Annotated in this window: 19 protein-coding genes, 1 tRNA gene, 1 pseudogene and 1 riboswitch; of the genes and pseudogenes, 7 read left to right on the top strand and 14 right to left on the bottom strand. The window is 69.3% G+C overall.

What is annotated here, in order from left to right:
* Position 1: 1 nt before the first annotated feature.
* The gene (gene argF, locus IEY14_RS06075; protein WP_244639312.1) at positions 2–940 is read left to right on the top strand and encodes an ornithine carbamoyltransferase; all 939 of its coding nucleotides are present in this window, start codon (positions 2–4) and stop codon (positions 938–940) included.
* Positions 933–1,934, top strand: coding sequence for an Hsp33 family molecular chaperone (locus IEY14_RS06070; RefSeq protein WP_188907264.1), 1,002 nt, complete (start codon positions 933–935; stop codon positions 1,932–1,934). Before argF ends, IEY14_RS06070 begins: the two co-directional genes overlap by 8 nt.
* 4 nt (positions 1,935–1,938) lie before the next feature.
* On the opposite strand, the gene IEY14_RS06065 is transcribed toward IEY14_RS06070, so the two are convergent.
* The 3 genes from IEY14_RS06065 to IEY14_RS06055 all read right to left on the bottom strand — a co-directional run bounded on the left by IEY14_RS06065 (position 1,939) and on the right by IEY14_RS06055 (position 4,299).
* A complete protein-coding gene (locus IEY14_RS06065; protein WP_188907263.1) occupies positions 1,939–2,580 on the bottom strand; it encodes a chloramphenicol phosphotransferase CPT family protein in 642 nt (213 codons plus the stop codon).
* Positions 2,567–2,959, bottom strand: a complete 393-nt coding sequence (gene apaG / locus IEY14_RS06060) for a Co2+/Mg2+ efflux facilitator ApaG/CorD (RefSeq protein ID WP_188907262.1) — start codon at positions 2,957–2,959, stop codon at positions 2,567–2,569. The genes IEY14_RS06065 and apaG overlap by 14 nt, the downstream gene beginning before the upstream one ends.
* Before the next feature lie 143 nt (positions 2,960–3,102).
* Positions 3,103–4,299 carry an O-succinylhomoserine sulfhydrylase gene (locus IEY14_RS06055; RefSeq protein ID WP_188907261.1) on the bottom strand — a complete coding sequence of 399 codons (1,197 nt, stop codon included), beginning with the start codon at positions 4,297–4,299 and terminating at the stop codon, positions 3,103–3,105.
* Positions 4,300–4,390: 91 nt separating this feature from the next.
* Positions 4,391–4,468, bottom strand: a riboswitch (SAM riboswitch).
* Between the two features lie 97 nt (positions 4,469–4,565).
* On the opposite strand from IEY14_RS06055, the gene IEY14_RS06050 reads away from it, so the two are divergent.
* From IEY14_RS06050 to IEY14_RS06040, 3 genes are all read left to right on the top strand, one after another.
* Positions 4,566–5,660, top strand: coding sequence for a 2'-deoxycytidine 5'-triphosphate deaminase (locus IEY14_RS06050; protein ID WP_188907260.1), 1,095 nt, complete (start codon positions 4,566–4,568; stop codon positions 5,658–5,660).
* A gap of 49 nt (positions 5,661–5,709) precedes the next feature.
* Complete coding sequence (locus IEY14_RS06045; RefSeq protein ID WP_188907259.1) at positions 5,710–6,282, top strand: DUF2726 domain-containing protein; 573 nt, start codon at positions 5,710–5,712, stop codon at positions 6,280–6,282.
* 60 nt (positions 6,283–6,342) lie between these two features.
* Positions 6,343–6,417, top strand: a tRNA-Gly gene (locus tag IEY14_RS06040).
* Between the two features lie 221 nt (positions 6,418–6,638).
* On the opposite strand, the pseudogene IEY14_RS25845 reads toward IEY14_RS06040, so the two are convergent.
* From IEY14_RS25845 to IEY14_RS05990, 10 genes and pseudogenes are all read right to left on the bottom strand, one after another.
* Positions 6,639–6,815, bottom strand: a pseudogene (locus IEY14_RS25845) (PIN-like domain-containing protein); the annotation flags it as partial.
* A gap of 5 nt (positions 6,816–6,820) precedes the next feature.
* Positions 6,821–7,417 (bottom strand): DUF433 domain-containing protein, encoded by a 597-nt coding sequence (locus IEY14_RS06030; RefSeq protein ID WP_244639311.1) that lies wholly within the window; start codon positions 7,415–7,417, stop codon positions 6,821–6,823.
* Between the two features lie 242 nt (positions 7,418–7,659).
* Positions 7,660–8,790 (bottom strand): Gfo/Idh/MocA family protein, encoded by a 1,131-nt coding sequence (locus IEY14_RS06025; RefSeq protein ID WP_188907257.1) that lies wholly within the window; start codon positions 8,788–8,790, stop codon positions 7,660–7,662.
* Positions 8,791–8,843: 53 nt separating this feature from the next.
* The gene (locus tag IEY14_RS06020; protein ID WP_188907256.1) at positions 8,844–9,878 is read right to left on the bottom strand and encodes a LacI family DNA-binding transcriptional regulator; all 1,035 of its coding nucleotides are present in this window, start codon (positions 9,876–9,878) and stop codon (positions 8,844–8,846) included.
* A gap of 109 nt (positions 9,879–9,987) precedes the next feature.
* The gene (gene alsC / locus IEY14_RS06015) at positions 9,988–10,929 is read right to left on the bottom strand and encodes a D-allose ABC transporter permease (RefSeq protein ID WP_188907255.1); all 942 of its coding nucleotides are present in this window, start codon (positions 10,927–10,929) and stop codon (positions 9,988–9,990) included.
* Positions 10,929–12,470, bottom strand: a complete 1,542-nt coding sequence (locus IEY14_RS06010; RefSeq protein ID WP_210318282.1) for a sugar ABC transporter ATP-binding protein — start codon at positions 12,468–12,470, stop codon at positions 10,929–10,931. Before IEY14_RS06010 ends, alsC begins: the two co-directional genes overlap by 1 nt.
* Positions 12,471–12,530: 60 nt before the next feature.
* Positions 12,531–13,466 (bottom strand): D-allose transporter substrate-binding protein, encoded by a 936-nt coding sequence (gene alsB, locus IEY14_RS06005; RefSeq protein WP_188907254.1) that lies wholly within the window; start codon positions 13,464–13,466, stop codon positions 12,531–12,533.
* Positions 13,467–13,584: 118 nt separating this feature from the next.
* Positions 13,585–14,610 carry a hydroxyacid dehydrogenase gene (locus IEY14_RS06000; RefSeq protein WP_188907253.1) on the bottom strand — a complete coding sequence of 342 codons (1,026 nt, stop codon included), beginning with the start codon at positions 14,608–14,610 and terminating at the stop codon, positions 13,585–13,587.
* Between the two features lie 127 nt (positions 14,611–14,737).
* The gene (locus IEY14_RS05995) at positions 14,738–15,658 is read right to left on the bottom strand and encodes a bestrophin family protein (protein ID WP_188907252.1); all 921 of its coding nucleotides are present in this window, start codon (positions 15,656–15,658) and stop codon (positions 14,738–14,740) included.
* A 58-nt stretch (positions 15,659–15,716) separates the two neighbouring features.
* On the bottom strand, positions 15,717–17,591 hold the full coding sequence (locus IEY14_RS05990) for a glycosyltransferase family 2 protein (protein ID WP_188907251.1): 1,875 nt from the start codon (positions 17,589–17,591) through the stop codon (positions 15,717–15,719).
* 239 nt (positions 17,592–17,830) lie between these two features.
* Between IEY14_RS05990 and IEY14_RS05985 the strand changes: the two genes are divergently transcribed.
* Together IEY14_RS05985 and IEY14_RS05980 are read left to right on the top strand one after the other, a co-directional pair.
* On the top strand, positions 17,831–18,664 hold the full coding sequence (locus IEY14_RS05985) for a transporter substrate-binding domain-containing protein (RefSeq protein WP_244639309.1): 834 nt from the start codon (positions 17,831–17,833) through the stop codon (positions 18,662–18,664).
* A gap of 116 nt (positions 18,665–18,780) precedes the next feature.
* Positions 18,781–20,439: a lysine--tRNA ligase gene (locus IEY14_RS05980; protein WP_188907249.1), complete on the top strand. Its 1,659-nt coding sequence runs from the start codon at positions 18,781–18,783 to the stop codon at positions 20,437–20,439.
* 10 nt (positions 20,440–20,449) lie between these two features.
* Here the strand turns inward: IEY14_RS05980 and IEY14_RS05975 are convergent, their stop codons facing one another.
* The gene (locus IEY14_RS05975) at positions 20,450–21,199 is read right to left on the bottom strand and encodes a thermonuclease family protein (RefSeq protein WP_188907248.1); all 750 of its coding nucleotides are present in this window, start codon (positions 21,197–21,199) and stop codon (positions 20,450–20,452) included.
* Position 21,200: the final 1 nt, after the last annotated feature.

Below are 21,200 nucleotides of genomic sequence, written 5' to 3'. Positions count from 1 at the left end.
CGTGAGAAGCGACACGACGGCCGCCCCCCGGCATTTCATCGATCTCGCCGCCCTGCCGGGCGACGAGCTCGCCGCGATCATCGCCGACGCGATCCGCCGCAAGGGCGAGGGACGCGGCGGCGCCAAGCCGCTTGCCGGCCGGGTGCTGGCGATGATCTTCGACAAACCCTCGACCCGCACCCGCGTCTCCTTCGACGTCGCCATGCGCCAGCTCGGCGGCGAGACGCTGTTCCTGTCGGGTTCGGAGATGCAGCTCGGTCGTGCCGAAACGATCGCCGATACCGCGCGCGTCCTGTCGCGCTATGTCGATGCGATCATGATCCGCACGACGACCCATGACCGCCTGCTCGAAATGGCCGAATTCGCGACGGTGCCGGTGATCAACGGCCTGACGGACGACACGCATCCCTGCCAGATCATGGCCGATCTCATGACCTTCGAGGAGAAGCGCGGGCCGGTGAAGGGCCGCACCTTCGCCTGGGTCGGCGACGGCAACAACGTCCTGAACTCGATCATCGAGGCGACCAGCCGCTTCGGATTCTCGCTGCGCATCGCGACGCCGGAAGGCTCCGAGGCCGATGCCGAGCGGATCGCCCGGGCGCGCGGCGAGGGGGCGTCGATCACCACCACCGCCGATCCGGTCGCGGCGGTGGCGGGCGTCGACTGCGTCGTCACGGACACCTGGGTGTCGATGGGCAAGGAACATCTGGCGCGCGGCCACAATGTCTTCGCCCCCTATCAGGTAAACGAGCGCCTGATGGCCCATGCCGATCCGCAGGCCCTGTTCATGCACTGCCTGCCGGCCCATCGCGGCGAGGAGGTGACGGACGAGGTGATCGACGGGCCGCAATCGGTCGTCTTCGACGAGGCCGAGAACCGGCTCCATGCGCAGAAATCGATTCTCGCCTGGTGCTTCGGCGAGGTGTCCCGGAATGGCTGAGGGCGAGATCCCACACCTCGGGGAATTCGGCTTCGCGGGGGACGACGCGGTCGTCCCCTTCACCGTGGAGGCGCTGGATTCGCGCGGGCGCGCGGTGCAGCTTGGGCCGATGCTGGATTCGATCCTTGCCCGCCATGCCTATCCGCCGGCGGTCGCGGCGCTGCTTGCCGAGATGATCGTCCTGACGGTGCTGCTCGGCGCCTCGCTGAAATTCGACGGCAAGTTCATCGCCCAGGCGCAGACCGACGGGCCGGTCGACCTTCTGGTGGTCGATCTCTCGACGCCGTCCAGCGTGCGCGCCTATGCGAGATTCGACGCCGAGCGACTGGCTGCGGCCGAAGCGGCGGGACAGGCTGCTCCGGCCGAGCTTCTCGGCACCGGCATTCTGGCGCTCACCGTCGACCAGGGCGAGCACATGCAGCGCTATCAGGGCATCGTGGAGCTGAACGGCACCGGGCTCGAAGCCGTGGCGGAAAGCTATTTCCGCCAGTCCGAACAGATTCCGACGACGGTGCGTCTGGCGGTCGCGACGCTCCGGCGGCGCGAGGCCGGCGGCGGCTTCCGCCAAGGCTGGCGCGCCGGCGGCCTGATCGCCCAGTTCCTGCCCGAGGCGCCGGAGCGGATGCGCCAGCCGGACCTGCCGGGCGGCGACGCGCCGGAAGGCGCCGATCTCGGCGCCGGCCTGCCGGTGGACGATGCCTGGGCGGAGGTGAAGTCGCTCGTCGGCACCGTCCATCCGTCCGAGCTGACGGATCCCGAAGTCGGCGTCGAGCGGCTGCTGTTCCGCCTCTTCCACGAGCGCGGCGTGCGCGTCTTCGAGGCGACGCCGATGCTCGACGACTGCTCGTGCTCGCGCGAGAAGATCAAGGGCGTGCTGTCGAGCTTCACGGCGGAGGAGATCGCCGAGTCCGTCGAGGACGGGCGGATCGACGTGACCTGCGAATTCTGCGGCCAGCATTACAGCTTCGCGCCGGAGGAATTCGCGGAGGACTGAGCGCTCAGAGCTGGGCGAGCCGCTCGAAGGCCCGCGGTCCCGCTGGCGGCGCGGCGAGAAGCCGGCCGACCGCTTGCGCCGCCGCCTCCGGCGCGAGCCGCGCCGTATCGAGCTCGAGATCGTAGAGGCCGGGCTGGTGCACCGCCTCCTGCCAGAGCGCGATCGGCGCCGGCACCGGCTCGCCGTCGGCCGGAGCGAGATAGGGCCCGCCCGCCGCGCGGCGGCGCTCCAGGATGGCCGCCAGCGGCGCGCGCAGGCCGATCAGGAATGCCGGCAGGCCGGCGAGGCGGCGGGCGCAGGCGGGCAGGATGCCGAGCGGGCGCGAATAGTGGTCGTGATGGCCGAGATCGGTGACGACATCGAAGCCCTGCCGGCTATGGGCGGCGAGCGTATCGTAGAGCGCCGCGTAGAGGCGGGGGAGGCGGGGTTCGAGATCCGGCCGCTCGCCGCCGGGGCGCAGGCCGATGCCGGGCCTCAGCCGCTCCGGGATCGCCGCCATCATCACGTCGGTGCCGAGATGGATCCAGATCCCGTCGAGCGATTGCTGCATCGCGCGGGCCAGACTCGTCTTGCCGGAGCGCGGCGCCCCGTTGAGGACGACGATCCGGCCGCAGGCGGGGCGTCGGGCCGCCTCAGTTGAGGACACGCGCCATGTCCGGCAGGTCGAGCGAGAAGGGCGGCACGGCGATGTCGAAGCTCGAACCGTCCTCGCCCTCCATGCGATAGCTGCCCTGCATGAAGCCCGAAGGCGTCGGCAGCGGGCAGCCGGACGTATAGGTGAAACTGTCGCCGGGCGGGATCACCGGCTCCTCGCCGACGACGCCCGCGCCGCGCACGTCCTCGACATGGCCATGGGCGTCGGTGATGCGCCAATGGCGGGCGCGCAGCTGCACCGTCTCGGTGCCGCCATTCTCGATCGCGATCGTATAGGCCCAGACCCAGCGGCCGGCCTCGGGATCGGACTGCCCTTCCAGATAGGCGGGCGTCACGCTGACCGTGATGCCGCGCGTCGTCGCCTTGTACATCCTTCGCCTCTTCCTGTCCTCGCCGCGACCGAAGCGGCCGTTCGGCCGGTCGGCGGAGAACAGACCCGAAGACGCGCAAAATGCAACCGTTTCGACGGGCGGCGCCGCGAATGGTCGCGCGCCCGTCGCTTCGGCCGCCGGCGTCAGAGCGTCGCCAGCGCCGCCTCGATGTCCTCGACGAGATCGTGGCCATCCTCGATGCCGGCCGACAGGCGCAGCATGCCGTCCGAAATGCCGAGCTCGGCCCGCACGTCCGGCGTGAGGTTCTTGTGCGTCGTCGTCGCCGGATGGGTGATGAGGCTCTTCGCGTCGCCGAGATTGTTGGAGATCTTGATCACCTCCAGCGCGTTCGAGAAGCGGAAGGCCGCCTCCTTGCCGCCGGCGAGCTCGAAGGCGAGGAGGGTCGAGCCGCCCGTCATCTGCCGCCGGATGATCGCCGCGTCGGGATGGTCGGCGCGGCCGGGATAGAGCACCTTCGCCACCTTGTCCGATGCCGCCAGCCGGTCGGCGAGGCGCGCGGCGTTCGCCGTCTGCTGGGCGACGCGCAGCGGCAGCGTCTCGAGGCCCTTCAGCAGCGTCCAGGCATTGAAGGGCGAGAGCGACGGCCCGGTATGGCGGAAGAATTCGTGCAGGTTGTCGTCGATCCATTCCTGGCTCGACAGGATGACGCCGCCGAGACAGCGGCCCTGGCCGTCGATATGCTTGGTGGCCGAATAGACGACGACGTCGGCGCCGAGCTCCAGCGGCTTCTGCTGCATCGGCGTCGCGAAGACATTGTCGACGACGAGCTTCGCCCCGGCATCGCGGGCGATCGCCGCGACGGCGGCGATGTCGATCACTTCGAGCGTCGGATTGGTCGGCGTCTCCATGAAGAAGACGCGCGTTTCCGGCCGGACGCCCGCTCGCCATTGCGCCAGATCGCGCCCGTCGATGAAGGTGGAGGTGACGCCGAGCCGGCCGAGCATCGTCTCGATCACGTAGCGGCAGGAGCCGAAGAGCGCGCGCGCGGCGAGGATGTGGTCGCCGGCCTTCACCTGGCATTGCAGGGCGGCGGTGACGGCGGCCATGCCGGAGGCGGTGGCGCGGGCATCCTCCGCGCCTTCCAGCGCGATCATCCGCTCCTCGAACATCCGCGTCGTCGGGTTGCCGTAGCGGGAATAGATGAAGCCCGGCTCCTCGCCCTTGAAGCGCGCCTCGGCCGCCTCGGCGGAGGGGTAGACGAAGCCCTGCGTCAGGAACAGGGCCTCGGAGGTCTCCCCGAAGCCGGAGCGCATGGTGCCGCCGTGAACCATGTCCGTCGCCGGGCGGAAGCGGCGCTTGGATTCGTTCTCGATCGGCATGGGACACTCCTCTCGCGTCGATCCGCGGCCATGTCGGCGCGCGGAAACAGACCGGCCGTCTCGCCTCGCGGCACGACCGGTCAAAAAGCATGACGCTTTCGGAACGGCCCTTTAGCGACTTGTTTAACGTGGCTGCAAGCCGACCGGCCAAATCACCACGGAACCTTAAATTCGCGGGACCCATAGACCCGCCATGGACAGGCGTCAATTCCAACTTTAGACCAGCGCAGGATTCATTGAGCATCGGTCGGCGGGAGCTTGCGCGAATGGCGGGGGAATTGAGCGGCATCCTGCCGGATCGCGAGATCGCGGCGCTCTTCGCCGCCTCCGCCATCGCCGCTCCGAAAGTGCCGGACGAAGGCCAGATCCAGCCGGCGAGCCTGGATCTTCGCCTCGGCGCGAAGGCCTACCGCATCCGGGCGAGCTTCCTGCCGGGGCGGGGCGTCTCCGTCGCGGAGAAGCTGAAGCGCTTCGCGCTGCACGAGATCGACATCACCGAGGGCGCGGTGCTGGAAACCGGCTGCGTCTACCTCGTGCCCCTGATGGAGAGCCTCGCGCTGCCCGCCGATCTCGCGGCGGCCGCCAATCCGAAATCCTCCACGGGCCGGCTCGACATCTTCACCCGGCTCCTCACCGACGGCGCGCAGGAATTCGACAAGGTGCCGGCGGGCTATCGCGGCCCGCTCTATATCGAGATCAGCCCGCGCACCTTTCCGATCGTCCTGCGCAGCGGCTCGCGCCTCAACCAGATCCGCTTCCGCAAGGGGGCGGGGGCCCTGCTCGGCGAGACGGAGCTGAAGAGCCTGCACGATGCCGAGCGGCTGGTCGACGCGGCCGATCCGAACATCTCGGGCGGCGGCATCGCGCTCACCATCGATCTCGCCGGGGATGCGAGCGGCCTCGTCGGCTATCGCGGCAAGCGCCATACCGGCGTCGTTGATGTCGACCGCAAGGCGGATCATGCCGTCCTCGACTTCTGGGAGCCGCTGCGCCTGTCGCGGCCGGGCGAACTGGTGCTCGACCCGGACGAATTCTACATCCTCGTCTCCGCCGAGGCGGTGCATGTGCCGCCCGGTTTCGCCGCCGAGATGACGCCCTTCGACCCGCTGGTCGGCGAGTTCCGCGTCCATTATGCTGGCTTCTTCGATCCGGGCTTTGGCCATTCGGCGGCGGGCGGCACCGGCAGCCGCGCCGTTCTGGAAGTGCGCAGCCGCGAGGTTCCCTTCATCCTCGAACACGGCCAGATCGTCGGCCGTCTCGTCTACGAGCGGATGGCGGCGCTGCCCGACCGCGTCTATGGCGCGAGCCTTTCCTCCAACTACCAGGCGCAGGGGCTGAAGCTCTCCAAGCATTTCGTCTGACGCGGCGGCGCCTTTCGAACCGCCGGAGCGCGATCGCGAGGAACGAGGCATGGAGCCGACCACGGGCGCTCTGCTTCTCGTCATCGGCGCCGTCGCGCTTCTCCTGCTTCTGCGGGCCGCGCGGCGCCGGCGCGATCGCGCGCGCAACGATCTCGCCCGGACCGAGAACCAGCTGCGCTTCGTCGGGCAGAGCCGATTGCGCGCGGTACGCCCCGTCAACGGCGAGGCGGTGCGGGTTCTCTACGCGCTGGAAGATTGGATCGGCGATCATCGGCCGGACTGGCGCCTCTCCTTCGAGGTCGCGATGGGCGCCTTCGTGAAGACCGCATCCGAGAGCGACGACCGCCTCGGGCGCGCGGCCTTCAGCTCGTACAACAGCAAGCGCGTCGATTTCCTGTTGGTCGACGGGCAGGGCTATCCGCGACTGGTGGTCGAATATCACGGGACGGGCCACGATCTGTCGGGCGATGCCGAGGATCGCATGGCGGTCAAGCGCCTCGCCCTGCAACGGGCGGGCATCCCCCTGGCCGAGATTCCGGCCACGGCGACGAGGACCGAGATCCTCGCGGCCGTCGCGCAAGCGCTCGGCGCCGCGCCCGCCGGCCGGCCGAAGCGAGGCTGACAAGCGGGACGCCGCTCCGGCTTGTCAGCCTCGCGTCTTTCGGCTAGGTCTCTCACCGGCGCGGGCGTAGTTCAGAGGTAGAACGTCAGCTTCCCAAGCTGAATGTCGTGGGTTCGATTCCCATCGCCCGCTCCAGTATCCGTGACAATTCGCAGTGCGCGAAAGCGCGGACTCTTTTCGGGAATTTCGAACATCGCGCCGGGCTGCACGAGCCGAGCCTGGATTTCGATCTCGGGCCAGATCGTCAGAAGGCGGATCAGCTGCTTTCGGACCGGCATTTCGAAGCTCTGGCGGCACAGAAAGAAGCCGATCAGGCGCGACTGCTGGAAGGCCGCGTGTTCGGCTTGATTTCTTCGGATGCGGCGATCGCCGGAAATGACGATCCAGCTCCCGTCTCGGCCGAAGGCCGGCATCCATGCCAAGTCCGGCGTCGCCGGGCCGAGTTTATCGCGAATATGAATGATCTCGTGATCGGCTTCGAAGATGGCGGCGAGGGCTTTCGCCAGCGCCTTCGACAGGTTCTCGTCGATCACGAATTTCACGCCGCGATCAGACTTTCCTCGAAGCGCACGGCATCGCGAACGAGATCGATCTCGATCTCGTAAAGGCGTGCGACGCGATCGATCGACCCTTCCGCCCTCGCGGCATCCGCCAGGACGATGGTCGGCACCCCATGAGCGGCCACGATCGGTTGCCCGAACGACCGGACGGGATCGATGACGATCGACGCTTTTCCCTTGAACGGCCGCCATCTCGTGACCGCGTCGTCTTCGATATCCAGATCCTTGAAGCTCCGCTCCACGATCCTTTGAAAGACGAATTGGCGACTTCGCAGGTCGAGCAATTCGCCTTCGCCAGCCTCGGGAATGCTCTCCAGAAAGATTGTCTTCCCATCCGTCCGGAAGCGACGGGTGGAGAAGGGGCGCTCGTCTTCGACACAGGCGCGGGCATGTTCGAGACAATTGCGGATGGCGAGGATGCCGAGCCCAGCCTTGGTGAACTCGGCGACGAAGCGCAGTTCAATGAGATCGCGGAAGCCGAGTTCCAGATGATCCTCGATCATCGAGAGCTGCGACCGCCAGAGCGGCGGCGAGAAGCGCCGCGCCTCACGCGGGCCGTAGCTATAGCCCAGCATCCATCGGCGAATGTTGCGCATGGGGGTGCGCAGCAGGCGCGACGCCTCTGCGGCTGTATAGGAGCCGACATCCAAGGGAACGGTCGGTGCCGTCCCTGCCGTAGTCCGAATCATGGACCTGAGACTATGCCGAGGCAGCGGGTGCGCCTAGAGGCAGGCGGAGGATCGACGCTGGAAAGGCGTCGCGATGCTGGCGAACTTACCTCCGCCCTCGTCGCGCCTTCCGCAGACCGTCCCGCCGCTCACCCCGCGTCGAGATCGACCCAGACATTGCCCTCGCGGTTCGAGCGCACGCAGGCGTCGATGAAGGCGAGGCCACGCAGGCCGTCGGCGATCGTCGGATAGGCCGGCGCGTCCGCTTCGCCCCGGATCGCCGCCGCGGCGGCGCGGTAGATATTGGCGAAGGCCTCGAGGAAGCCCTCCGGGTGGCCGGAGGGGATGCGGCTGCCCCAGAGATTGCCGGGCGTCGCCGCCGGGCCGGCGCGCGTCAGGATGCGGCGCGGCTCGCCATAGGGGGTGAAGCCGAGGACGTTCGGGTTCTCCTGCTCCCATTCGAGGCCGCCCTTGCTGCCATAGACGCGCAGCGTGTTGTGGTTCTCGTTGCCGACCGCCACCTGGCTCGCCCAGATCATGCCCTTCGCGCCATCGGCATAGCGCAGCAGGATCGCGGCATTGTCGTCGAGCCGGCGGCCCGGCACGAAGGAGGTGAGATCGGCGAGAAGGCGCGCCGGCTCCCGGCCGGTGACGAAGGCGGCGAGATTGTAGGCATGCGTGCCGATATCGCCGATCGAGCCGCCGGCGCCAGAGCGCGCCGGATCGGTGCGCCATTCGGCTCCCTTGGCGCCCTTCGTCTCCTGCGCTTCCGTCAGCCAGTCCTGCGCATATTCCGACTGGACGAGGCGGAGCGCGCCGATGGCGCCCGCCGCCACCATCTCGCGCATCTGCCGCACCATCGGATAGCCGGTATAGTTGTGGGTGAGGACGAAGACGCGGCCGCTCCGGGCGACCGCCGCCTTCAGGTCCAGCGCGTCCTCCAGCGTCGAGGTGACGGGCTTGTCGCAGATGACATGGAGCCCCGCCTCCAGGCAGGCCTTGGCCGCCGTGTGGTGGAGATGGTTCGGCGTGCAGACGACGACCGCCTCGATCGCGTCGCTCCGCCCGCGCTCGCCGGCCAGCATCGCGGCCACCGTGTCATAGGCGCGCTCTGGCGCGATGCCGATCTCGGCGGCCGAGGCGCGGTTGCGACCGGCATCCGAGGACAGGACGCCCGCCTTCAGCTCGAAGAGATCGTCGAGCCGGGCCGCGATGCGGTGCACGCCGCCGATGAAGGAGCCCTGGCCGCCGCCGACCATGCCGATCCGGATACGCTGCATCGATTGTCTTCCTTCCAGCGGACGAGGGGAGGGCGGAGCCCTGCGAACAAGGGTCAGGCGAGCCGGCGGATGGATTCGCGCGGCCGCAGCGAACAGGGCACGATCTCGTGCAAGGGGGCCGCCGTCGGCTGCTCGATCCGCCGCATCAGGAGCCGCCAGGCCGTGTTCGCCAGATGGTCGATCGGCTGCTGGATCGTGCTGACATAGGGGCGCAGCACGGTCATCCAGTCGGAATCGTCGAAGCCGAGCAGCGACACGTCGTCGGGAAAGGCGAGATCCGTGGCGCGGATCGCCTTGGCGGCGCCGAGCGTCGCGACATAGGCGGAGGCGAAGATCGCCGTCGGCCGGTCGGCGCGGCGCAGCTCCTGCTCGATCGCCGCCCGGCAGGTCTCGATGGTGAGGCCGCCATAGACGATGCGCTCGCGGCCCGGCAGGCCGGCATCCGCCAGCGCCTGACGATAGCCGGCGGTGCGCTGCTTGATGTTGGTCAGCCGCTCGTCGGTGGCGAGAAAGGCGATGTCGCGATGGCCGAGTTCGAGGAGATGCGCGGTGCCGGTGCGGCAGGCCGCCTCATTGTCGGTCGCCACCGTGTCGAAGCTTTCCGCGCCGAAGGCCCGGTCGACCAGCACGGCCGGCGTGCCGCCGAAGGTGGAATTCTCGCCATAGGCGACGTCGTCGCGGCTGGCGGCGATGATCAGACCGTCGACCTGGCGCGCGAGCAGCGCCTTGATGCGGTCCACCTCGCCCTCCGGGTCTTCCTGGCTGCTCATCAGAAGGATCTGGAAGCGGTCGGCGGCGGCCAAGCTCTCGATCTCCTGCACGAAGCTGGAGAAGAACGGATTGGTGAGGTCCGGCACGACGATGCCGATCGACTGGGTGCGCCCGAAGCGCAGGCTGGAGGCGAGGTGATTCGGGCGGTAGTCGAGCTCGGCGACGGCCGCCAGCACGGCCTTGCGCAGCGGCTCGGCGACGAGCTTGCGGCCGGTGAGGACATTCGACACCGTGCCGGGGGCGACGCCGGCGAGCCGCGCCACGTCGCGGATCGTGGCGGGCTTCAGGCCCCTGCCGGACGGGGGAGAGAGGGTCATCGAAGGCTCGTCGGGCATGGCGGGCGTGTCGCGTCCGGTCCGGCGGGGAGCGGCGCCGAACGCGCCGTCTCCGCCGAGCGATCCTGATGCGACCTTAGCGGATCGCCGGTCAGCGGCGCGAGCCGATCAGGCGGTCGAGCGACACGGCGACGATGATGAGGCCGCCCATCACGACGAGCTGGTAGAAGGTCGGCACGCGCATCAGGTTCAGGCCGTTGCTGATCGTGCCGATGATGAGGCCGCCGACCACGACGGAGGGAATGCGCCCCTTGCCGCCGAAGAAGCTGGTGCCGCCAATGATGGCGGAGGCGATGGCGAAGGTCTCGAAGCCGGTGCCGGCCGCCGGCTCGGCGGCGCCGAGCCGGGCGGTGGAAAGGACGCCCGCGAGGCCGGCGCAGAGGCCGGAGATCATGAAGACGATCAGCGTGTGGAACTTGACGTCGATGCCGGAGAAGAAGGCCGCCTCGCGATTGCCGCCGACCGCGTAGATGTTGCGGCCGAGCCGGGTCTGCGTCGTCAGATACCAGAGGAGCACCGCGACGACGAGCGCGACGATCACCGGCACCGGCACGTAGAGGATGCTGCCGGCAAGCGCGTCGGTGAAGGCGAAGGGAAAGCCGTAGACCGGCGCCGCGCCGGAGACGATCAGCGTCAGGCCGCGGAAGATCGCGTTGGTGCCGAGCGTGATGATGAAGGGGTGGAGGCCCGTGAAGTTCACGAGAAGGCCGTTGATCGCGCCGAGCGCGAGGCCGGTGCCGACGCCGCCGATGAGGACCGCCAGCGTCGGGTCGAAGCCGGCGACGAGGAGCTTGCCGGTGACGATGCCGGACAGGGCGAGGATCGAGCCGACCGACAGGTCGATGCCGGCGATGAGGATCGGAAAGAACTCGCCGAGGGCGAGGAGGATGGTGATCGAGCTCTGAAGGAAGACCTGGATCAGATTGTCCCAGCGCAGGAAATAGGCCGGCGACAGGATGCTGAACAGGACGACGATCACCACGAGGATGCAGAGCGTCCCGTAAGCTTCCCAGTAGCGTTGCATGCGGGACATCAGGCGAGTCCTCCGATCGCGTATTGCAGAAGAGCTTCCTCGGTGGCGGTCGCGCCGTCGACGAGGCCGGCGATCGCCCCTTCGCGGAACACCGCGATCCGGTCGCAGACGGCGAGGATCTCGGGCAGCTCGGACGAGACGACGATGACCGCCTTGCCCTCGTCAGCGAGCTTGCGGACGATGGCGTAGATCTCGGCCTTGGCGCCGACATCGATGCCGCGCGTCGGCTCGTCGAAGATGAAGACCTCCGGCGCCGTCGCCATCCACTTGCCGATCAGCACCTTCTGCTGGTTGCCGCCGGAGAGCTCGGTGACGAGCTGGTCGACGGAATGGCAGCGCACGGACAGGCGCTTGCGCTCCTCTTCCGCCAGCGCCCGGTCGCGCCGGCTGGTGACGCGGGCGAAGGTGCCGCGCAGCGGTGCCTGCTTCACCCGGGCGGACAGGGCAATGTTCTCCTGGATGGTGAAGTTCGGCAGGAAGCCGTTCTGGCGGCGGCTCTCGGTGATATAGGCCATGCCGCTCTTCAGCGCCCGGAAGGGCGAATTCGGGGTGATGTCGCGCCCGTTCAGCGCGATCGTGCCGCTGGCGCGTCGGTCGGCGCCGAAGAGGCAGTTCATCAGTTCGGTGCGGCCCGAGCCGACGAGGCCGGCGAAGCCGAAGACCTCGCCGTGATGCACGTCGAAGCTGACATCGCGCACGCGCCGGCGATCGGCCGAGGTGACGTTCCTGACGGACAGGACCGGCGGCTTGCCGCGATCGATCGGCGCGGGGCTGAGAAAGCGCTGCTGCAGCACGCGCCCGACCATCAGGCGCACGAGATCGTCGTTCGTGTTGTCGGCGACGAGGCCGGTGCCGTTCGAGCTGCCGTCCTTCAGCACGGTGAAACGGTCGCCGATGGCGCGGATCTCGTCGAACTTGTGCGAGATGAAGAGGATCGCCATGCCCTCGCGGCGCAGCTGGCGCACGAGGTCGAGCAGGCGGTCGATCTCGACGCGGGTGAGCGAGGAGGTCGGCTCGTCCATGACGAGCACGCGGACATGGCCCATCAGGCTCTTGGCGATCTCGAGGATCTGCTTGTGGGCGATCGGCAGTTCGCCGGCGGGGCGGTAGAGGTCGATGGCAAGGCCGAGGCGGGCGAGCATCGCCGTCGCCTGCTCCTCCATGCGCTTCCAGTCGACGCGCGGCAGGCCCCAGCGCAGCGTCGTCGGAATGCGGCCGACGAAGAGATTCTCGATCGCGGTCAGCTCGTCGATGATCGAGAGTTCCTGATAGATGATCGAGATGCCGGCGGCGCTGGCCTCGGCCGGCGTCAGGCGGGCATGCGGCTTGCCGTCGATCTCGATCGTGCCGGCGGAGGGCGCGTAGATGCCCGACAGCACCTTCATCATGGTGGACTTGCCGGCGCCGTTCTCGCCGAGAATGACGTGGACCTCGCCGGGGAGGATGTCGAGATCGACGCCCTTCAGGGCGCGGATGCCGCCGAAGGTCTTCTCGATGCCGCGCATGCGGACGATGGCGGGCGCGGTCGTCTCTGATGTCATGGCGCGGACCTCCCTTCCGAGCGGCGGCGGGGCGGCGCGGAGCCGCCCCGTCGCGTTGCGTTACTTCGTCACCAGGATCGAATCGACGGCGACCTGCTTCGGCTGCGCGCCGGCCGGGGTGGGCGTGCCGCGCTTCACCGCCTCGACGAGAAGGGCGAGGCTGTCGCCGCCGATCTTGGCCGGGTTCTGGGCGACCGTCGCCGAGAGACGGCCGGCCGCGACCGAGGCGCGGGCTTCCGGCGCGCCGTCGGTGCCGACGACGAGCACCTTGCCGGCCTTGCCGGCATTCTGCACCGCCTGGACGGCGCCGAGCGCCATCGTGTCGTTGGCGCAGTAGAAGGCCTTGAGGTCCGGCGTCGACTGGAGGACGTTCGCGGCGACGTCGAGCGCCTTCAGGCGATCCCAGTCGGCCGGCTGGCTGGCGACGAGCTCGATGGTCTTGGCGGCCTTGAAGGCCTCCGTGGCGCCGGCCTTGCGGGCCTCGCCGGACGCGACGCCCGCCTTGCCCTCGATGATCGCGACCTGGCCGCCCTCGGCACCAAGCTGCTCGATGATATAGCCCGCGCCCTTGGCGCCGACCTTCTTGTTATCGGTGGTGACGAAGGCTTCCAGCGCGCCGCCCGCCTGGGTGAGGCCGGCGACGTCGATCTGCTCGTCGATATTGACAAGCGGGATGCCGGCCTTGGTGGCGCGCGCCGCCGGCTGCACGAGGTTCACCGGCGAGATCGGCGCGAAGGCGATGCCCTTGTAGCTGCGGTTCAGCACGTCCTCGAAAAGCTGGAGCTGGGCCTGCGTGTCGTCCTCGGAGGGCGAGGCGAAGATGTCGACCTCGACGCCGAGCTCCTTGGCCTTTTCCTGCACGCCCGTCTGCATCTCCTGCCAGAACGGGTTGGCGAGGGTCTTCAGGATCACGGCATAGTCCGCCGCCTGGGCCTGGACCGCACCGAGCACGCTTCCGAGCGCGACGATGGCGGCGGCGAGCACCGACTTCTTCATGGAACAACCTCCCAATTGCGGAACGGCCCCGGGCCGCCCGTCTCGCCCGACCCCTCCGGCCGGACGTTCAAAGGAAAAAGCATTTTCTGCGGCGTGGACCCGAAGGCCGCGCGGCGGATCAGGACACGGACACCGGCTTGGAGCGCAGGCGCGCCGCCGTCGCCGGGTCGGCTCGGCGGCAAAGCTGCGGCGGCAGGCCGCGCAGGATGAGTTCGGCATCGGCGACGGCCATCGCGCCGATCGCATGGAAGGCGTCGAGCGTGCCGCCGGTGCGGTGGGCGGACAAAAGCAGGCCGGGCACCTGGCGGACCGGATCGTCCGCGGCCACGGGCTCGTCCGGGAAGACGTCGGTCGCCGCCCGGATATGGCCGGAGCGCACGGCCTCCAGCATTTCGGGGAAGTTCACCACGGCCGCGCGGCTCATCAGCAGGAAGGCGGAGCCCGGCTGCATCAGGGAGAATTCGCGCGCGCCGATGAAGCCCTCGTTCTCGCTGGTGACGCTGGCGAAGACGACGACGACGCGGCTCTCCTGGAAGACCTCGTCCAGCGTCGCCGGCCGGCAGTCGGCGCGTTCCAGGATCTCGGCCGGCAGCCAAGGATCGAAGACGCGGACCTCGTTCTTGAACGGGCGGATCAGCTCGCGGAACTGGCGGCCGAGATCGCCGAAGCCGACGATGCCGACCGGCGCACCGGCGAAGCGGAAAGTGGCGGCATTGCCGGCGAGACCGTAGTCCTCGGTGCCGGCGCGAAAGGCACGGTCCGCCTCGGTGATGCCGCGGGCGAGGTCGATCGCCATGCCGACGGCGGCTTCCGCGACGGGCGCGGCGAAGGCGGAGGCCGGGGTGATCACCCAGATGCCGCGATCCTGCGCCGCCTGATAGTCGATATTGGGCAGGAAATTCGACTCGACATTGACGATCGCCTTGAGGTTCGGCGCTCGGTCGAGCCGCTCGCGCGGCATCGCGGTCTGGCCGAAGATCAGGATCGTGTCGGGCAGCAGCGCGTCGACCTGATCGTCCGGCATCGGCCGGTCCTCAGAAATGACGATCTCGCCGAGCGCCTCGAGGCGCGCGCGCACCTCCGGCGTCATGATCAGGTCGAGCGTCCGCGGCAGCGGATCGACCAGAACGATCTTGCGACTCATGACATGTCCTCCCTCGCCACCTCCTGTATCAGAAAATCGTTTTTCTGCAACGAGGAATCGCTGAGCCTTTCGGACGGTCGTCGGATCATGGTTGACGGGGCGGCGCGCCCGGCCGTCCCGGCCGCCTCTACATCAGCAGCCAGTCGCGCGGCGCCAGCAGCGGCGGCAGGTCCGTCTCGCCCATCGCCTCGCGCAGGTTGATCTCGATCGTCTCGGCCAGCGCCTCGATCGGCAGGCAGTTCGGAAAGGTCCCGAAGGGTTCCTCCAGCTCGTCGCCGAGGGCGTCGAGCCCGAAGAAGGCATAGGCGACGAGCGCGCTGACGAAGGGCGTGCCCCAGCCGAGCGTGTCGGCGAAGCCGAAGGGCAGGAGGAAGCAGAAGAGATAGGCGGTGCGGTGGAGGAGCAGCGTGTAGGCGAAGGGCAGGGGCGTGAAGCGGATGCGCTCGCAGGCGGCGAGGGTGGCGGCCATCCGCCCCGCCGTCTCGTCGAGACGGCCGAACTCGACATCGCTGATCCGCCCGGCGCGGCGCAGCCGCGCCAGCGTCTCGCCGATCGCGCGCAGAAGCAGGTCGGGGCCGTTGCGGCTCGCCGCGAAGCGGGCGGCGAGCGCGGCGGGAAGGCTCGCCTCGAGCTTCGCCGGGCTGGCGCCGGGCCGCAGGCGCAGGACGAGCGCATGGGCGAAGGCGGTGGCGAGGCGCAGGAGTTCCGCGCGCGCCGGTCCCTCGGCCGCGTCCTCGTCGAGGATCAGGGTCTGGCGCGCCAGATCGCGGCAGGTGAAGACGAGCTGCCCCCAGCTCTTGCGCGCCTCCCACCAGCGGTCATAGGCGGCATTGTTGCGGAAGCCGAGAAAGATCGAGAGCGCGATGCCGATGAGGGCGAAGGGCGCGGCGCTCGATCCGGGCACCAGCGCGGGGCTGAGGCGATGCGCTGCGACGACGAGGGCGGAAAGGGCGAAGACCAGGCCGAGCTGCGGCAGGATGCGCGGCACGATCGAGCCGCGCAGGATGAAGAACAGCCGAAAGGCGGAGGGCCGCGCACGGACGATCATGGACAGGCTCCGACGGCGAACTCGAAGGCCGCCGGAAGCGCGGCGCCGAACGGCCGATCTATCTCAGAAGGCCGGCACCGCGACCAGTCCCGGTTCCGCCCCGCGCTTTCTCCGCCGGCGAAGCGTCCCGGCGCGCGGCGCTGCCATGCGGTGTCTTCTCCCAGAGCTGAGGGTTCCGGCCGAGCTGGCCGAGCGCGCGCAGTGTCGCCAGACCGATCAGCAGCCAATAGGCCGGCAGGCTCCACAGGCGCCGCGCCGTCCCGTCGCCTGCCTCGCTGGTGCCGAGCGCCAGCATCGCATAGGCGCCGTGGCCGAGCGCGAGGGCGACGACATCGAGCCCGAAGAGGAGCGCATCGGCGCCGCCGACTTCCGTGCCGCCCGCCAGGATCAGGACCGTCACGAGAACCAGCGGCAGCGTCGCGGCATGGGCGAGGCCGGAGGCGATCATGCCGGCGAAGAGCAGCTGGAAGACGAGGACGTCGCGCATCCCGAGATCGCGAGCGAGACGGTGCGGCCGGCGCATATGGACGAGCCACGACTGCATCCAGCCCTTCATCCAGCGCGTGCGCTGATTGCGCCAGTCGCGCCAGCGCTCCGGCGCCTCCTCGAAGGTCGGCGGCGCGATCATCGCCGTGCGATAGCCGAAGCGGGCGAGGCGCATGCCGAGATCGGCATCCTCGGTGACATTGTGGCTGTCCCAGGCGCCGACGGCGCGGAGCGCCGCCTGCCGGAAATGGTTGGAGGTGCCGCCGAGCGGCAGCGGCAGGCGATGCCGCGCCAGCCAGGGCAGCAGGGCGCCGAACAGGACGCGATATTCGATGGCGAACTGCGCCGGCAGCCAGCCGCGATCGCCGTTGGTGACGACGAGCGGCGCCTGCACGCAGGCAAGGTCCGCGCCACTCGTCTCGAAGGCCTCCCAGGCGGCGCGCAGCTGGCTTGGATTCGGCCGGTCCTCCGCGTCGAACAGCGCGACGATCTCCCCGGTCGCGAGCGGCAGGGCGAAGTTCAGCGCCTTCGGCTTGGTGCGGGGCGGGGCCGGCGGCGTCTCGACCAGGAAGAAGCCGCGCCGATCCGCGATGGCGTCCCGCACATGGGCGACGGTCGCCGGATCGTCGGCCTCGCAGACCATCAGGATCTGCAGCTTGGCGCGCGGCCAGTCCAGCCGGTCGAGCGCCGCCACCAGTCCGGCGACGCAGTCCCGCGTCTCGTTGCGGAGCGCGACGAGCAGGCTGTAGCGCGGCATGGCGCCCATGGCCGCCAGCGCCATCAGCGGCGACCGTTCCTGCCGGCCTTGCCGGCGCAGCAGCGACAGCGCCGCGCCGAGGCGCAGCGCGATGCCGCCGAGGAAGAGGGCGAGAAGCACGACATGGAGGAGGCGCAGCGCGGTGGACCAGGTGGGGAGGCTGGTGAGGAGAGCCGGCGCGAGGCCGGCGACGAAGCCCTGCGGCCCGGTCGTCGTCTGCCGCGCCGAGAAGTCCGGTGCCGCGCGCGAAAGGCTCAGACAGGCCGCCTCCGCCCGCGCCGCCTCGGTCCGCGCGGCATGGAGCGCGAAGAGCTCGCTTGGGGTGGCGATCCGCAGCATGGCGTAGAGCCCCGGCCGCGCCGCGAGGACGGATTCGAGCCGGGCGATGTCTTCCAGCCGGGGCGCGACGAGCGCCAGCCTCTCGCCTTCCGGCGCGAGGACGCGGATCAGCCGCGCCGCCGGACCTTCCTCGCCGACGAAGCGCAGCTCGGCCGGCTCCGCCTCCATCCGTTCCAGCCGGAGCACCGTGGCGATCGCCGCCGCCAGTTGCGCCTCGCCGATCCGCCGCGCGGCGACGAGTTCGGCGCCGAGATCGGTCCCGTTGCGAAGGCGCGCGAGCTTCGCCGCCGCGACGGCGGCCGGATCGAGCGCCAGAAGGGCGAGCACCCGGTCGAGCGGCGAGCGCGGCATTTCGGCCAAGAACGCCGGACTTTCGCGGCCATCCGCCGCGTCATGCTTGTCCGAAGGCAGCCCGAACCCGTAAGGGAGGGCGATCGACGGAAAGCCGGTTGCCTCGCTCTGTTCTCGCATGGGGCCGATCGCCGTGGCGCAGGAATGGCTTGAGGTGGGACTCGCGCATGCAGCCTTTACGAGTACCGGCGGCGGCGAAACGCATCAGGGGGCGTAATTAACGAATGGTTAATCGCCTTTTGGTTGCAGTCCTCCTCCTGACGACCACGCTCGCCGCGATGCCGGCCGGCCGCGCGGCGGAGGGGACCGCCGTGCCGAACTTCTGGGACCAGCGCCAGCGCCTCGCCCGGCAGAGCCTGTCCGACCGTCCGCGCGTCCGTTTCCTGACCAGCGTCGACTATCCGCCCTTCGACTTCCTCGATCAGCAGGGGCGCCTGACCGGCTTCGATGTCGATCTCGCCCGCCTCGTCTGCGACGAGCTGGAGATCGCCGATCGCTGCCAGATCGAGGCGCGGCCCTTCGCCGAGCTCGTGCCGGCGCTTCAGCGCGGCGAGGGCGAGGCGGTGATCGCCGGCGTCGCGGTGACGGCCGACAACCGGCGCGACCTCGCCTTCACCGAAAGCTATTTCCGCTATCCGGCGCGCTTCGTCGCGCGGCGCGACGGATCGGCGCCGAAGCCGGACGAGTCCCGTCTCTCCAAGGTGAAGGTCGGCACGGTTCGCGGCAGCGCCCATGCGGCGATGCTCGCCGCCTTCTTTCCCGAAGCCGAGCGCCTGCTCTTCGACGACCGGCAGGCGGCGCTCGACGCCTTGCGGCAGAAGACGGTCGACGCGGTCTTCGGCGATGGCGTCTTTCTCTCCTTCTGGCTCGACAGCGACGCCGCCGGCAATTGCTGCGCCTTCACCGGCGGCCCCTATCTCTCGGACCATTTTCTCGGCGAAGGGCTCGCCATCGCCGTGCCGAAGACGGACGAGGCGCTGGCGCGCGCCTTCGACTACGCGCTCGGCCAGGTCGTCGCGAAGAAGCGCTTCTCCGAACTGATGCTGCGCTATTTCCCGACGAGCGCCTTCTGAGCGCATCACCCGTTGACGGGCCGGAGCCCGCATCCTAGACGGCAAGGCTTGCGGCCTCGACCGTCAGTGCGGAACGCGCTCCGGGCGGTCGGCGCCCCATCGTTCCGAGGATTGGCATGTCCGCACTTCGTTCCGCTACGGCGGCAATCTCCGAGGCCGAGACGGCGGAAGCCGCGAATTCCGCCGCCTGGCCCTTCGAGGAGGCGCGCAAGCTTCTGGCGCGCATCGGCGACAGCCGGCGCGAGGTGCTGTTCGAGACCGGTTACGGCCCGTCGGGCCTCCCGCATATCGGCACGTTCGGCGAGGTGGCGCGCACCTCCATGGTGCGCCATGCCTTCCGCGTCCTCACCGGCGACAAGGTGCCGACGCGGCTGATCTGCTTCTCGGACGATATGGACGGGCTGCGGAAGGTGCCGGAGAACGTGCCGAACAAGGACATGATGGCGAGCTTCATCGGCAAGCCGTTGAGCCGCGTGCCCGACCCGTTCTCGAACGAATATCCGTCCTTCGGCGCGGCCAACAATGCGCGCCTGCGCGCCTTTCTCGATCGCTTCGGCTTCGACTACGAATTCGCCTCGGCCACGGACTATTATTCCTCCGGCCGGTTCGACGCGACGCTGCTGAAGATGCTCGCCGTCTATGACGAGGTGATGGAGATCATCCTGCCGACGCTCGGTGCCGAGCGCCGCGCCACCTATTCGCCCTTCCTGCCGATCTCGCCGCGTAGCGGCAATGTGCTCCAGGTGCCGATGGTCGAGCGCGACGCCGAGCGCGGGATGATCGCCTATATCGATCCCGAAACGGGCGAGCGCGTCGAGACGAGCGTCACCGGCGGCGCCGTGAAGTGCCAATGGAAGGCGGATTGGGCGCTGCGCTGGACGGCGCTCGGCATCGATTACGAGATGGCCGGCAAGGATCTCATCGATTCTGTCACGCTGTCCTCGAAGATCTGCCGCGCCCTCGGCGGCACGCCGCCCGACGGCTTCAACTACGAGCTCTTTCTCGACGAGAAGGGACAGAAGATCTCGAAGTCGAAGGGCAACGGCCTGACGATCGACGACTGGCTCGCCTATGCCTCGCCGGAAAGCCTCGCCTTCTACATGTTCGGCAAGCCGCGCGCCGCCAAGCGGTTGCATTTCGACGTCATCCCGAAGGCGGTGGACGATTACTATTCCTTCGTCTCGGCCTTCGGGCGGCAGGAGGCCAAGCAGCAGCTTCAGAACCCCGTCTGGCATATCCATTCCGGTGCCCCGCCGGCCGAGGCGGTGAAGGTGCCCTTCGCCATGCTGCTCAACCTCGTCTCGGCCTCCAATGCCGGCGACAAGGCGTCGCTCTGGGGCTATATCAGCCGCTATGCGCCGGGCTCGACGCCCGAGACCGAGCCGGAGCTCGACCGCCTCGTCGGCTATGCGCTACGCTATTTCGCCGATTTCGTGGAGCCGGCCAAGCGCTTCCGCGCGCCGGACGCGGTGGAGCGGCAGGCGCTGGAGGCCCTCGACGCCAAGCTCGCCGATCTGCCGAGCGACGCCTCGGGCGAGGCGATCCAGGACGCGATCCTCGACGTCGCGCGCGGCATCGAGCGCTATCAGGACCATTCCAAGACCGGCCCGAATGGCGGCCCGGGCGTGTCCGGCACCTGGTTCCAGGCGCTCTACGAGACGCTGATCGGCCAGGAGAAGGGGCCGCGCTTCGGCTCCTTCGTGCAGCTCTACGGCATCGCGGAAACGCGGGCGCTGATCCGCAAGGCGCTGGCCGGCCAACTCGGCAAGAGCTGAACGCGACGCGTCAGCGGACGGTGCGGCCCGCGGCCCAGATGCCGAGCTTCTGCGCCTTAGCGTCCTTTTCGAGCCCCGCATAGGGGCCGTTTTCGGTCGCTTCCGCCCAGCCATTGGCGACCAGCCAATGGCCGAGATCCTCGCCCGCGAGATCGCAGGTCGAGACCGCCGCTTCCGTGCGCTCGCCGAAGCCGGCTGGAACGTCGCAGCGGATCGAGCGCGCCCGCAGCCAGGCGCGGAACTGGGTGCGGGCCTCGACGCCGCAGAACCAGCTCTCGCGGCTTTCGCCGCAGCGCCGGGTGAGCGGCACCGGCGCGATGCCGGCGAGCGTCACCTTGCCCCGGCCGACGAGGATCGTCGCCGTGTCGAGCGCCACCGGCCGGGCCAGGAGCTGCGAGCGCGACTCCTCCGGCGTGTCGCCGGGACGAAGCTCGCTCGGCGTCAGGGCGGCGGTCGCGGTCGGTGCGGGGGATGCCGTGTCCGGCGCGGCTGGCGCGGGATCGGAGGCGGGTGCGACCGTCGGCGCGGAGTCCTGTGGCGGCGGCGTGGTCTCGGCGACCGGCTCCGGTTCCGACGCGCGGGGCGCGGTCTCCGCCGCGAGGGCGGCCGCGTCGCGCGAGCGCTGAAGGCCGGCGGCGATCTCGTCGCGCCTCGGCACGAGATAGACGAAGACCAAAATGATCAGGAGGAGGCCGAGCGCGGTCGCCGCGCTCCGCTGCAGCCGCTCGCGCAGGCGGCCGAGAGACGGTTCGTCCAGCATT

It is taken from the genome of Aureimonas endophytica (assembly GCF_014642635.1).
GTDB classification, from domain to species: domain Bacteria; phylum Pseudomonadota; class Alphaproteobacteria; order Rhizobiales; family Rhizobiaceae; genus Plantimonas; species Plantimonas endophytica.
Note: the sequence above shows the minus strand (reverse complement) of the source record. Positions and strands in the feature narration are given on the sequence as shown.